The organism is Shewanella sp. 5_MG-2023 (assembly GCF_030547465.1).
Classification (GTDB): Bacteria; Pseudomonadota; Gammaproteobacteria; order Enterobacterales; family Shewanellaceae; genus Shewanella.
Genome location: NZ_JAUORC010000047.1, coordinates 1 through 14400, shown reverse-complemented (window position 1 = coordinate 14400; position 14400 = coordinate 1). Strand labels below are relative to the sequence as shown.

At 40.8% G+C, this 14400-nt stretch carries 11 protein-coding genes and 1 pseudogene; 9 read left to right on the top strand and 3 right to left on the bottom strand.

From position 1 onward, the window contains the following. Positions 1-204: 204 nt before the first annotated feature. A complete protein-coding gene (gene purH, locus Q4557_RS19230) occupies positions 205-1794 on the bottom strand; it encodes a bifunctional phosphoribosylaminoimidazolecarboxamide formyltransferase/IMP cyclohydrolase (RefSeq protein ID WP_303414865.1) in 1590 nt (529 codons plus the stop codon). Between the two features lie 333 nt (positions 1795-2127). On the opposite strand from purH, the gene zntR reads away from it, so the two are divergent. From zntR to Q4557_RS19215, 3 genes are all read left to right on the top strand, one after another. After that, positions 2128-2589, top strand: a complete 462-nt coding sequence (zntR, locus tag Q4557_RS19225; protein WP_303414862.1) for a Zn(2+)-responsive transcriptional regulator — start codon at positions 2128-2130, stop codon at positions 2587-2589. Between the two features lie 9 nt (positions 2590-2598). Then, on the top strand, positions 2599-3954 hold the full coding sequence (locus Q4557_RS19220) for an SO_0444 family Cu/Zn efflux transporter (protein ID WP_303414859.1): 1356 nt from the start codon (positions 2599-2601) through the stop codon (positions 3952-3954). A gap of 433 nt (positions 3955-4387) precedes the next feature. Then, a complete protein-coding gene (locus Q4557_RS19215) occupies positions 4388-6358 on the top strand; it encodes a hypothetical protein (protein ID WP_303414857.1) in 1971 nt (656 codons plus the stop codon). Between the two features lie 173 nt (positions 6359-6531). Here the strand turns inward: Q4557_RS19215 and Q4557_RS19210 are convergent, their stop codons facing one another. Beyond that, the gene (locus tag Q4557_RS19210) at positions 6532-7326 is read right to left on the bottom strand and encodes a S1/P1 nuclease (RefSeq protein WP_303414854.1); all 795 of its coding nucleotides are present in this window, start codon (positions 7324-7326) and stop codon (positions 6532-6534) included. Positions 7327-7653: 327 nt separating this feature from the next. Here Q4557_RS19210 and Q4557_RS19205 point away from each other — a divergent pair, with 327 nt between their 5' ends. The 3 genes from Q4557_RS19205 (at position 7654) to Q4557_RS19195 (ending at position 11811) form a co-directional block, all read left to right on the top strand. Beyond that, the gene (locus tag Q4557_RS19205; protein ID WP_303414851.1) at positions 7654-10809 is read left to right on the top strand and encodes a TonB-dependent receptor; all 3156 of its coding nucleotides are present in this window, start codon (positions 7654-7656) and stop codon (positions 10807-10809) included. 128 nt (positions 10810-10937) lie between these two features. Further along, entirely contained in the window at positions 10938-11417 is a 480-nt protein-coding gene (locus tag Q4557_RS19200) for a GNAT family N-acetyltransferase (protein ID WP_303414848.1), read from the top strand. A 76-nt stretch (positions 11418-11493) separates the two neighbouring features. Then, positions 11494-11811 (top strand): putative quinol monooxygenase, encoded by a 318-nt coding sequence (locus tag Q4557_RS19195; RefSeq protein WP_102436932.1) that lies wholly within the window; start codon positions 11494-11496, stop codon positions 11809-11811. A gap of 93 nt (positions 11812-11904) precedes the next feature. Here Q4557_RS19195 and Q4557_RS19190 read toward each other — a convergent pair whose 3' ends face one another. Further along, complete coding sequence (locus tag Q4557_RS19190; RefSeq protein ID WP_102436930.1) at positions 11905-12168, bottom strand: hypothetical protein; 264 nt, start codon at positions 12166-12168, stop codon at positions 11905-11907. Between the two features lie 157 nt (positions 12169-12325). On the opposite strand from Q4557_RS19190, the pseudogene Q4557_RS19950 reads away from it, so the two are divergent. The 3 genes and pseudogenes from Q4557_RS19950 to Q4557_RS19180 all read left to right on the top strand — a co-directional run. Next, a pseudogene (locus Q4557_RS19950) lies at positions 12326-12430 on the top strand (radical SAM protein); the annotation flags it as partial. Between the two features lie 131 nt (positions 12431-12561). Further along, entirely contained in the window at positions 12562-13971 is a 1410-nt protein-coding gene (gmtY, locus tag Q4557_RS19185; protein WP_303414844.1) for a gamma-mobile-trio recombinase GmtY, read from the top strand. After that, the coding region (locus tag Q4557_RS19180; RefSeq protein ID WP_303414842.1) for an integrase repeat-containing protein at positions 13964-14400 on the top strand (437 nt) is incomplete at its 3' end. The genes gmtY and Q4557_RS19180, both read left to right, overlap by 8 nt.

The following is a 14400-nucleotide window of genomic DNA, read 5'->3' as shown; positions in this document are numbered from 1 at the left end:
GCGTGTTTTCATTGAACTTGAAACAATGGCTTGCTCTAATATGCTTAAAAAGTCCATGGTCTCAATTTCTGCTTCAAGCATGCTCACTTATGCTTATAAGCTGCGCTTACTTTCATTGAACTTGAAACAATGGCTGGCTCTAATATGATAAAAACTAAATTATAAAACACCAATGACTTAAGTTAAGTCATTGGTGTTGGCGTTTTAGTGACGGAAGTGACGCATGCCAGTAAATACCATGGCAATGCCGTGCTCATCTGCCGCTGCAATGATTTCTTCATCACGGATTGAACCGCCTGGCTGAATGATGCAGCTGATACCAGCCGCAGCTGCTGCATCGATACCGTCACGGAATGGGAAGAAGGCATCTGATGCCATCACTGACCCTTCAACCACTAAACCTTCGTCTGCCGCTTTAATGCCTGCAACTTTTGCTGAGTAAACGCGGCTCATTTGGCCTGCGCCGACGCCGATAGTCATGCCATCTTTTGCGTAAACAATCGCGTTAGATTTAACGAACTTAGCCACTTTCCAGCAGAACATTAAGTCAGTTAGCTGCTCGGCGGTTGGTTGCACTTTTGATACCACTTTAACGTCAGCCACATCAACCATGCCTTGGTCGCGGTCTTGAACTAATAAGCCGCCGTTAACACGTTTGAAATCTTGAGTAGTGGTTTTAGTATCCCACTGACCACATTCGAGTAATCGCACGTTGGCTTTAGCGGCAACGATGTCGCGTGCTGCCGCACTAACTTTAGGGGCAATGATCACTTCAACAAATTGACGATCAACAATGGCTTTCGCGGTGTCAGCATCTAATTCTTGGTTAAAGGCGATGATGCCACCAAAAGCTGATGTTGGGTCAGTTTTGAATGCGCGATCGTAAGCTTCAAGGATCGTGTTACCTAGGGCCACACCACAAGGGTTAGCATGTTTTACGATGACACAAGCTGGGCCTTCAAATTCTTTCACACACTCTAGCGCAGCATCAGTATCTGCAATGTTGTTGTATGACAGGGCTTTACCTTGCAATTGTGTTGCACTTGCAACCGATGCTTCATCAATGTTGCTATCAACATAGAAAGCCGCTTTTTGATGGCTGTTTTCGCCGTAGCGTAAATCTTGTTTTTTGATCAGCTGAGTATTGAACGTGCGTGGGAAGCTAGAATCTTCGTGGCACTCATCTTTACTGTGTGCAGGCACCATAGTGCCGAAGTAGTTAGCAATCATACCGTCGTAAGCGGCAGTGTGTTCGAATGCGGCAATGGCTAAATCAAAACGTGTTTCTAAGGTGGTGCTGCCGTTGTTTGCTTGCATCTCTGTAATCACGCGATCGTAGTCACTGGCGTTAACAACAATAGTGGTGTCTTTATGGTTTTTCGCAGTAGAACGTACCATGGTCGGGCCACCGATATCGATGTTCTCAACGGCGTCAGCTAACGTACAACCTTCTTTTGCCACAGTAGAAGCAAATGGGTAAAGGTTAACCGCAACTAAATCGATGGGTTTAATGGCATTTTGTTCCATTACGATTTCATCAATACCGCGACGGGCTAAGATGCCGCCGTGTACTTTTGGATGCAATGTTTTAACACGACCATCCATGATTTCAGGGTGACCGGTATAGTCAGATACTTCAGTGACAGGAATATTATTGTCAGCAAGTAATTTGGCTGTTCCGCCTGTAGAAAGTAGTTCTACGCCTTGCTCGTGAAGTGCTTTAGCAAACTCAAGCATTCCAGTTTTATCAGATACACTTAGCAGTGCGCGACGAATAGGTCTGACAGTATTCATGTAGGTACAGTGTCCACTATTTATTTTAAGGAAGTTTGGCAAAACAGAGCAGACATCGACATGGCTCTGCTTTGCAAAATTCCCTTAATGTTTTTACTTGTTAGGGGGTTGCTGCCTATAGACAGGGCGCGCGCATTTTATCGCAAAAGCACCATATAGGGTGTTTTTTCTGCGCGATTTCACAATATTGAAATAAGAACAAAGTTACTCACAAAATTTTATTCTATAAAAGCCTTGACCTTGGATTTAACTCTAAGGTTTATAGTAATACTTTTACTCGTAATGATTATCTGTGTATTGCATCAGAATGTTTATCTTACTCATGGTGAATTTATGTATCGAATAGGTGAAGTCGCGGCGCTGTTTAATGTTAAAGCTGACACCCTGCGGTTTTATGAAAAACACGGTTTATTAGCGCCCTCTAGCCGCTCTGATGCGGGCTATCGACTTTATAATGAGGATGATACTGCCAAGTTAGGTTTTATTATTCGCGCCAAAGCGGTGGGCTTTAGTTTGAATGACATTGCCGAGTTGTTATCCATTGAGTTAGATAAATCCAACTGGGCATGTGCCGATGTAAAAGGGCTGGTGGACTCAAAGCTTAAACAAGTACAAGACAAGATGGCCGAGCTCGCCAATTTTGCTAACTCATTGGGCAAATTATCAGCGGCCTGTTGCGGCGGCCCTGAAAGCGCTGAACATTGCTCAATTTTAGAAGCATTAGAGTCAACAGATAAAGAATTAAATCCAAAAGCTGAGCAGCAACGTCATACAGCAAAGCAGTCTCAAGGTTAGGAGCATATTATGTTATTAAGCAATTTTTTAGAGTTATTTTTAGAATCCGCTCCGTGGCTATTATTAGGCTTAGTGTTGGCCGGTTTGTTGAAAGTGTTTGTGCCCATGGCGTGGATGCAAAAGCAGCTTGGCGGCCATGGGTTAAAAACCGTGGTTAAAGCAGCCGTGATTGGTGCACCATTACCTTTATGCTCATGCGGGGTTATTCCTGCCGCAGTAGGTTTACGTCGCTCTGGCGCATCAAAAGCGGCTACCACTTCATTTTTAGTGTCAACGCCTGAAACTGGGGTGGATTCGGTTACGGTATCTTATGTGTTGTTAGGGCCTTTTATGGCCATTGTGCGTCCGATAGCGGCGATCACCAGCGCCATTGTGGCGGGTTTATTAGTCGGTCGTGATGATGACGATGGTAAGGTCGTCAGCGAAGTTAAAGACGATGCTGCTACTAATACAGCAACTAATACCGCAACTACAACAGCGATGACGATGAAGCCTGCTGCTAATGCATCAGTGATGCAGCCAATGAGTGCCGCTGTTGTAAAATCAGTGCCAGTCGCTAAAGCCAGTAGTTGTTGTGCGAGTAAATCTGAATCCGTTAAGGCTGAGGCGTCGAGTTGTTGTGCGAGCAAGTCTGAATCCGTTAAGGCTGAGGCTACAAGTTGCTGTTCAAGCAAGTCAGAGGCCGCTAAAGAAGAGAAAAGTGGATGTTGTTCAAGTGAGACAACGTCTGCTGCCAGTGAAGAAAGCTGCTGTGCATCAACCCAAGACATGGCGACCGAGCTTAAACAAGAAACTATTCTGTCTCGTATCTTCACTGGACTTAAGTATGCCGCAACCGATTTAGTGCGAGATACGACGTTGTGGTTATTAGTCGGATTATTCTTTGCTGCGTTAGTACAAACCTATGTGCCGACTGACTTTTTAGCAAAATGGGGTGATGGCATTCTCGCTATGCTAGTCATGGTGTTAATTTCAGTGCCTATGTATATCTGCGCCACCGCATCAACACCTATTGCTGCTGGTTTGTTATTAGCAGGGGTATCACCGGGTGCGGTCTTAGTATTCATGATGGCAGGGCCTGCGACTAATATCGCCACATTAGGTGTGGTTGCAAAAGAGTTAGGTAAACGCGCCTTGTTTGGCTACTTAGGCGGCGTATTAGGTGTGGCTTTGGTTGCAGGGATATTGGTTAACTATCTTGTGGCTGAGTTTGGCTTTGTAGTGATGCCGCAAATTGGTGAACACCATGAATTACTCCCTCACTGGTTAGTGCTAAGTTCTGGCATTGTGTTAGCGGTACTAATGGCAAAAGTCGTTTGGGATAAACTGCCTAAAATGAACATAAAACGAGATTGCTGTTCATAAGCTTTGATTGTCCCTTATAAACCACAAAGGCCCTTGAAGGGCCTTTTTTATGTGAGTTATTGCCATTTATAGAGGGCTTGGCCGTAAGAACATCTTAAAGCGCTATTTATATCGGTTTAATGGTCAAATCTAGTCGATATATAAGAAGAAAATAATTAATAATTTAACATTTTTAGCACTCATAAAATTACGAGCTAGATACATTTTGATGCAAACGTTATTAAAAACAGGTATTTAATTATTTGTTAAATAAGTTGGTTATTATATAAGGAAGTACTTAATAAGATTTGGATCAAATAATTATCATAAAGAGTTATTTTAATATTTATTACGGCATTGTGTGTGATGGTTATCACCCTTCGACTTTGTAGAAAAGATTATACTCAAGGTTGGTTTATACCTAATAAGTAGTAATAAGCTACTAGGAGTGATGATGAAACATTTAACGAAAAGCAAATTAGCATTTGTTATCGCAGCAGCAATGGGGATTGCGGGTTGTGGTAGTGATGGCAAAGACGGTCAAGATGGCGCGCCAGGTGAACCTGGTGAACCAAGTAACCCACCAGTAGTAGAAATGTCAGAAGTGACCACTGTTACTATGATCAATCATGCATTAGAAGAAGGTCAAATTCGCTATGAATTTGAAGTAACTAATGAAGACGGTGAATTAGTTAACGGTTTAGCGAAAGCTGAAGCTAAATTTGCTGAAAAAACTGAACGCGGCGTTGTCATGAATCGCGATGGTGCAGTTGGTGGTTATACTGATACAACTGTAGAAGGTGCTGTATTAAATTCACTTGGTGATGGCCATTACGAATTTATCGCGCCTATGCCTGCGGTAACCGCAGCTTCAGAAGGCATTGTTTGGTTGCGAGTTGGCGGTGATGACACTACTGAAATCGCACGTTCACAACCAATGGTTGTGGCAAAAGCCGAAATGATTCATACAACGACGACAGAAACTTGTCAATCTTGTCACGTTGATTATGCAGCGTCAAACCTTAAACATCCTAGCTACACAGCAATTAATGCTGATGGCGAAGTAGATTTAGTCGGTGGCTGTATGGTGTGTCATAACAACGTATCTAAAGCTGAAGAGAATGGCGGTTACGCAACCAATACATTCCAAAAAATTGGTCATATTAATCACCAAGAATTTGAAAAGGATTTCACGCCAACTAACTGTTATACCTGTCACGCTGAACCGGTGATGAATAACGGTAATTTGACTGGCAACGGTTGTACTGATTGTCATAATACTGGCGATGTAGCAGTTGCTAGTGTAATGGCGGATCCTAGCTTTGATATGCGTGAACTACATGCTTCAGCTGCAGGTGTAACTGAGCGTAAGTCAATGCGTGAAAACTACTCTACTGAAACTTCAGCGGTTTACCATGATGCTGATTTAGAGTTTACCGATCACAAAGATGTTTCTTGGGTTGGCGCTTACTGTGTTGATGTGAAGTTGTTTGATAACTCTGGTGAAACACCAGTGCAGTTAAATATTGGTGAAATGTATGAAGCACACGAAGTAACCTATGCAGGTGCTTATGTTAACGCCTATGACAATGAAACAGACTCAATTGTTGCACGTGTCATTGGTCATGGTGCGGAAGGTTATGTAGAACGTGAAGATGGTACGCGTTCAGTTTGTTACGGTGAGCTATTAAATGCACCTGGTAGTGGATATGAAAATGCGCATCTTACTACAAGCTCACGTGTCACTTTAGCTGATACAAATTGGCAAGATGATGATGGCAAATTTGGCGTATCATTTACTGGCTACTCTGAAGTAGTGGATAATACATTTACCGCTATCGATAAGCCATTCTCACGTCGTCATAATATTGATGCCAACAGCTGTACTACATGCCATACCAATGAAACTAACTACCATAAAAATGGTAGTTATAATGATGGTGGCGAATCATGTATCGCATGTCATAACAATGGTCAAGATCGTAGCTCTAAAAACTCTGCTCCAGGCTTTGGCCCTATGGTTCACAGCATGCACTGGGGTATCGGTAATGCGCTATCTGGTAGTAAAGTAGATGAAGACGGCAACAATATTGCAAACTCAGCTGACCGCCTAAACGCTGAAAATTGTGTTTCTTGTCATGCTGAAGGTATTGATTTAGAAGCGGTACCTAATCGGTACATGCGTGCTAAAGCCTTCCATGGTGGCGATACGACTAAAATGGCCAGCCCAATCACGGCTAACTGTTTCTCTTGTCACGAACACAATACAGACTCTGCGCTGAACCACATGGAACAAAATGGTGGTACGATTGATGCTGAAGTCGTTGAAGGCTGGTACACACAACCAACATCAGAATCTTGTGCAACGTGTCATGCTGAAGGTAAATCATTCGGTATCGAGAAGTTCCATAACTTCGAACGTTAATGATTCATTATCGACATAAATGCCCTGCAAGGTTATGTTGATAACAATGATTTAATCGTGAGAGATTAAAAACAAAAGAGCCACTATGACTAGTGGCTCTTTTTTTACGTTTGTGTTGCAAAATTAATGCAATTTAGCGCAACAAATAAGTCATTTTAAAGACGCTTTTAATATTATTGACTAAAAATAATATTCAACTTTTCCGCTAAGCGAATGCCTGCTTGCTGCATTCTTAGCTCCACAGTTGGGGTGTGGTCGAAAATATATTGGAAGCGCAAATCAGGTTGATCATCACGATTTTTTTCTAACTCATACGCGGCATCACGCAAGGCTTTGGATTCATCCGCCCACACATAATAGTTTTGGCCTTGCCAGTCGCTGATATCTTTTGCTGAAATACGACTGATAAATTTAGTGTATTCGGTATAGCTTAATTTTTGATGCTCAATCAGCTTGCTATCCCACACTGAATGCAAATTAGTGTCGTCGCCAAACCACTTCAATTTAACTGAATTACCGCCGCGATCATGGCTGTGACCTACGTGTAATGGCTGATGAATATCGCCGACAAAATGCACATAAAAGGCTAAAGCTTGCCATTTATCTTGTTCAGGTGTGGTGGTGCTTTTTAGTACTTGTTCATATTTTTCAAGACGCTCAATAATATCGCCTTTCGGGTTTCTGGTGACAGTGTCCCAGGTTTTACCATCGTCAATTGACACATAATGCCAAGGCGATGAGTGATACCAATTTTTGTCTGAACGGATCTCATCTGCCCAAGTCGACATCTGCGCAAGTGATTCACCTTTTGTCAGTTGATTAATCTTTTCTTGAGCGGTTTTGGATAAATTATTTTGGGCAATTTCACCAATAATACGGTGACCTAATTGGCCAAATGCCTGTGCTTGCTGACTAGTAAAAACGGATACAGCCAGTGTGGCACTTATTAACAATACAGCAGGTTTCATTATTATTATTCCATTGGCATTTAAGTAGCTTGGACCTAGTAAACCACTTAAATGAGGTTAGACAGCGAATGATGAACGTCACTTTTTAGATTAATTTTTTGTGACTAAAGAGCCTACTTTGCGGTTGTTGTGCGTGCTTTGTAATGGATGTTGCGCGAAGTTGACGCTCGCAGTTTAAGTTTTGTTGCTAAATAGTTCAACAATGACATGATTTTGAAACAAATTGACTATAAACTAGCGCCTGAAGTTTTTACTCTACAAACTTCTTTATAAAGCTAGATTAACTAGTACATAAATAAAATATAAAAATATTTCAGGGGTCTGAAAATGTTAAATAATAAAATCAGTCGCTTAGCGCTAGCGACATGCTTTGCTATGGGCGTTGCTTTACCAGCTATGGCAGCAGATACTGCATCAAACATCCGCGGTCAGATTGTTGGTCCTCAAGGTAATGCAGTAACAGATGCAACAATTACCATCATCCATGAACCAACTGGCACAGTCACTGAAGTGGCAGTAGGTGCTGATGGTAACTTCACTGCACGCGGTCTTCGTGTTGGTGGTCCATATATCATCAAAGTTGATTCTGAAAAATTTGCTGATGATGTCGAACAAAATTTATATTTAAACGTCGGTGAAACATTACGTTTTAACCGTACGTTGAAAACTGCAGCTGATATGGAACGTATCGGTGTTGTGGGTAATGCAAATTACTACCGCAGTGCAGGCGCTAACAGCGAGTTTGGCGCGAAAGACATTGCTAATTCTCCAGGTATTAACCGTGATTTAAAAGACGTATTGCGCCAAAATCCTATGGCTGTTGTCGGTACTGATGGCGTTTCAATGAGCGTTGCGGGTATTAACCCACGTTTTAACACTTTTGTTGTTGATGGCGTATCGCAAAATGATGATTTTGGTCTTAACTCAAACGGTTACCCAACTCAGCGCTCTCCAATCTCAATTGATGCGGTTGAAAGCGTTGCATTAAATACCTCACCTTTTACAGCAAGAACTGGTGGTTTCTCTGGTGCGCAAGTCAATGCGGTAACCAAGTCAGGTACTAATGAATTAGATGGTACTGTTTTTTGGGAAACCACTAACGACAGCATGGCTGGCGATGGTAAAGATCAAGAATCGGGTGACAAGTTAGAGCAAGACTTTGAAGAAACCACCTTCGGTGGCACCGTTGGTTTCCCGCTAATTAAAGATACATTATTCTTCTTTGGTTCTTACGAAAACTACGATGCACCACAAGCTGCAGATTGGGGCCCAGCAGGTAGTGGCTTTGCAAATGACTCAAACATCACTGTTGAGCAGATAGAGCGTATCAGTCAAATTGCAAATGATGTGTATGGCCTACCAACAATAGGCGGTTATAACTCAACTCCCGTAGAAGAAGATGAGAAGATTCTAGCTAAACTGGACTGGAATATAAATGATGCTCACCGCGCTTCATTTACATATCAAAACACAGTAGGCAATAAAACAAATAAAGTAACTAATAAAAGCAATGAGCTTAATTTATCCAGTTATTGGTACAATAAAGAAGAGAAATTAGAGAGTTACGCAGCTAACTTATACAGTGATTGGACTGAAGATTTTAGTACTGATATTAAAGTTGCTTTTAAAGATAGTGTCAGCAATTCAAACCCTGTTGATGATCTTGGGATAGGTCAGGTTCAAGTTAGTATTGACGGAGATAGAGTTAATTTTGGCACAGAAAAATATCGCCACGCGAATGAGCTTAATAACCAAAACTTAGAAATTCGCTTTGTGGGTGATTATTATTTAGATGAGCACAACATTGGTTTCGGTTTCCAATATAATGACGTAGAAGTCTTTAACTTATTTGCTCCAGCAACCATGGGTTCATGGAGGTTCGATTCAATTGAAGACTTTGAAAATGTCTTAGTAGATAAATTTGAATATGCAAATGCTGCATCAGGAAATCAAAATGATTTAGGGGCTAACTTTAATATTGAGACCCTGGCTTTATTTGTTGAAGATACTTGGGAAATTACCCCAGATTTAGAAATGACTTATGGTGTGCGTTATGAAACCATTAGCATGTCTGATTCCCCTGAGTTGAATGATAACTTTGTAGAGCGTTATGGTTTTGCTAATAATTCAACTTTTGATGGCAAGGATATCTGGCTACCCCGTCTTGGTTTAACTTATATCTTAACTGACGATGTGACTTTACGTGGTGGTGTAGGTCGTTTCAGTGGCGGCTCACCAACGGTATGGATGTCAAACAGTTTCTCAACTGACGGTAATCGTAAACTGGATTTGCAAGGTGGTTGGGATGATGCATGGGGCACACCGGATTTTGCAAATATACCTAATGAAGCACAAGATGGCTTAGTAGGTGGTGACGGTAGTACTAACTCGTTAGATCCTAACTTTGAGCTTCCTTCAGATTGGCGTGCAAGCATCGGTTTTGACAGCACCTGGGACTTTGGCGCACTAGGTCAAGATTGGTTTGTTGGTGGTGAATTTTTATATATCCAAAAAGAAAACGATGTGGCTTGGGTTGAGCTCGCTCGTCGTGAGTTAACAACCGATTCTACTGGCCGTGTAATTTATGAAACATGGGATCCGTTAGCTAATGATGGTGCCGGTGGTAATACAAGTCGCTATGACATTATGCTGACCAATGCTGACGAAGAGGGTACCAGCAAAACACTAAGTTTTACCTTGGCTAAAAATTGGGATATGGGCTTAAACATGCGTGCAGCTTATGCCTATAACTCAGTCGATGAAGGTAACCAAGGTTCATCTTCGACTGCTGAGTCAAATTATAAACATCCTGTTACGCAGTATGACCGTAACAGTACCACTATGGGTCCTGGTTATTACGAGACTCCACATCGTTTTACGTTAAGTTTAGGTTATGATGTTGAGTTTGTGGCAGGTTATAACTCTAGCTTCAATATGTTCTATGAAGCGCGTGAAGGTCGTCCAATGACTTGGATTCTTGACTCTTATTATAATGGCGATTTCGGTGACCAAAGTGGCATGTCTTCATCTAATCCATACTTGCCATATATTCCAACAGGTGCTGACGATCCTTTAGTTGAATATGCGGATGGTTTAACTTATGAAGAGTTAAAAGCCGCTATGGATGAAATCGGATTGAGTAAATATGCTGGTGGTATCGCACCAAAAGGCACTGATAATCAACCTTGGGTTCACCAGCTAGATTTCCGTTTCACGCAAGAATTACCCGGTTTCTTAGAGAAGCACAAAGGTATCTTGTACTTTGACGTGAAAAACGTGCTTAACCTAGTCAATGATGATTGGGGTGTTGTTGAGTACGCTAATTACGGCACTAAATCATTAGTTGATTTAGAGAGTTATGACTCCGCATCTGGTGTTTATACATACTCTGCTAATGGCGGCATTGATACAAATAGTCATGATACTTATGACATCAACAAATCTGCTTGGCAGTTAAAAGTTGGCGTTAAATACAAGTTCTAAATTGAGCTAATTTAACCTGAAAATACCGAGCTTATGCTCGGTATTTTTTTGGCTGAAATTCACCAGTTAATCCACTTATTTAATCATGCTAGACTGCGGCCATAGAGATCAATTTTTGGTGGGTAGTTATGTCGTTACTAAATTCAATGCACTGGAAGCTATTGAGCTTTAATGAACTCAGCCTTGATGAGTTGTATGAGCTATTAAAACTCAGAGTCGATGTGTTTGTGGTAGAGCAAAACTGCCCTTATCCCGAGCTTGATGATAAAGACCGATTACCGCAAACCAAGCATTTGTTAGGAATGAATCAGCAAGGTGAACTCATTGCGTATACGCGAATTTTAGCGGCAGGTGTCAGCTACAATGAAGCCAGTATTGGCCGAGTGATTGTGGCAGAAAAGGGCCGTGGACATGGTATTGCACATGCGTTAATGCAGCGCTCAATTAATGTTGTTAAAACTCAGTGGCCGCAAACCAGCATCCAAATAGGCGCGCAACAACATCTCAGCGATTTTTATCAGCAGCAGGGCTTTATCTTAAATTCAGAAATGTATCTTGAAGACGGCATACCGCATATCGATATGCTACTTAATTTACAAAATAACTAGTCATTTAAGACTGCTATAGGAACAGTTTATTTAGTTTGTATTAGCGTATTTATATTATCAGTATTAAGGAAAAATAATGTCAGATTTTATCATCAATAATACCCGTATCGTCTGTGTTGCTCAGTTTGTTGCTAAAGAAGGTAAACGTGATTTACTGGTTGAAGCTCTTGCTAAGCTGATCCCAGCGACTCGCCGAGAATTAGGCTGTATTCGCTACGAGTTAAATATCAGTTTAGATGATGATAGCAAAGTGGCCTTTGTGGAAAAATTTGCCGACAGAGCAGTATTTGATAAACATAATGCGACTGATTACATTCAAAATTATTTCCACAATGTTATGCCTGAGCTTGTTGAGTCACATAAGGTTGAAGTGTTCAATGAAGTGATTGCTTAAGCATTAAACTGATTAGCAAAATGAAAAAAAGAGTGCGAGTGCACTCTTTAAATTATTTCGATTATACGATGATAGCTTTGTTAATCGCTAAGTTTAATGGGGCTTAGGTAATTCCCTTAAGGTTAAATTAGGGTGTAAATTTAACTCACCTTCATGGTCAATAATGGCGATGTCATCTTGCTGAGAAATTACAGCCAGAGGGCCTTCTGGCATGCTTCTCACAAAAAGCAATCTGTAACCAAAGCGGTTTAAATCGTATAGGGCAACTTTTTGATCTGCAGTCAGCAACTCCCAATGCTCTTCATGAGAACGAGGGTTTTCACGTCTTTCACTGAGCTGATATGCGACTTGATTCATAAATCAATTGGCCTGAATAATTATTTTTATTAATCGACTATAAACAAGCAAAATGATCAATTCAAACGTTTTATTGCAAAAAATAGAATGAAAAACAATCTTAACGAGTATTTTTAATACAAAAACTGTCATTGATAGGGATTTAGAGGTTATTTAGATGATTCACTATATTGAACCGGTTTATCGACCACCATCAGAGTGGAAGTCGCTGATATTGCAGGTGACCAATGGTTGTAGCTGGAACCAATGTTCCTTTTGCGAGTATAACCCCTAACCTCTGTATACTATTTATATCCTTTTTAAACGATTATCTTGATTTTGATCAAGGTAAATACCTTGCTTGATTTAGTGTGCCCCCTTAAAGTGTAATTAATATTATATAGGGGGTCATTTATGTTTCACCCTTTAGTCATCAGAACAACCATACATATTGAAGAAAAAAATGAAATAAGACTGCCAGTTATTTACACGCAAAATGGGGTCTTAAAATCATATCTGGATTATTCAATCTATAAACGAAATAAGAGCATGTCTTGGATTGATGCAAGTGTTCGAGCTGTTTGCTTACTCGTCGAATTTGTAGAATTCAATAAAACTCATTACAAGTATCCAGCAGATCTCTTCTCCGCCTTTTCTGAAAAACTTTTCTTAGGAACAATCAACCCAAATGGTGAAGATCCCACGGGACTCAGATGGAGAAAGAGAAGTATACAAAATGGCAATAAAATCATTTCGTATGTGACTCAATACTCTGATTGGCTTTGTGACCATAAAGAACTTAACAACAAAGACAACCTTAATCCTTGGCGTGAAGCTACAAGCCACGAAGAACGATTAAATTGGGCCGCATATTCACATAAACATAAAAATGCTTTTCTTGCGCATACATGGTCAAAAAAATCAGCGCAAGATAAAAACAGATTATCTAGAAATGTTAGATATAAACAAGAGCATAGGGGCAATGATAATAACTCCGCCTTAAACAGGTTCCCTGATGAGTATATTGACGACTTAATTCATCAGGGGTTTATAAAGCCTGGTGTTTTAGCTACCGCACCAGCTTATACCCGACTTGAATTAAGGGACATACTAATCACAATGTTGCTTCATTTTGGTGGGTTGAGAAGGTCTGAACCTTTTCATTTATGGCTTGAGGATATAGAGCTTCATCCTGAAAATTCAAGTGAAGCTTTGGTATGTGTGTATGAACCTGAAATCGGGCAGTCTCCTATGTCATATACCAATGGACAGATTGAGGTTCGTAAAGAAACACTAGCTAAAAACTTCCAACTCTTGCCCCGAAACAAATATGAAAAAAGTAAAAAGGTTTATGCAGGTTGGAAGAATAATAAATTATCCCCATCAAAAAAAAATTATATGGTTGTGAATTGGTTTGAACCATCAGCTGGCGAACAGTTTTTATTTTATTGGCGTTTGTATTTATCTAAACAAAGGGTTAGTCCACATAAAAATCGCAAGCATCCATACGCATTTACTAATCAATTTGGTGACCCTTACTCGATAGATGCATTTGAACGAAAATACAAAAAAGCAATTGAGCGGGTTGGGCTTGTTTTTGAGAAAGATTTAGGGACAACGCCACACGGCCACCGATATGCTTATATAAATCGTCTAGAAAAAGCTGGTGTAGGTAACCTGTTCGTAGCCAACGCAGTACATCATAAATCGATAAAGTCTCAAGACTCTTATAAATCGCTATCGCCAAAAGAGATACGCTCCGAGTTCAAATGCTTAGAAAGCAAAACTAAAAGAATATTAGTATTAAGAAGTAATGATGAGTAAATACAAAACGGTAGAAGAAGCTTCAAAAGCGGCCATCAATCTCGGTATTAAATCGCAAGTTGAGTACATAAAACGCTATCAGGAAGACCCTAGACTGCATAGTGTCCCCTATAGTTTTTACCGTGATGACTGGCAGGCGTTTGGCACATGGTATGGATTTTTAGGTAAAGACACTCCAGATTACTACCCAACGATAGAGGCAGCTTCAAAAGCGGCCATCAATCTTGGTATTAAATCGCAAGCTGAGTACAAAAAACGCTATCAGGAAGACCCTAGACTGCATAGTAACCCCAATAGCTTTTACCGTGATGACTGGCAGGCGTTTGGCACATGGTATGGATTTTTAGGTAACGACACTCCAGATTACTACCCAACGATAGAGGCAGCTTCAAAAGCGGCCATCAATCTCGGTATTAAATCGCAACCTGA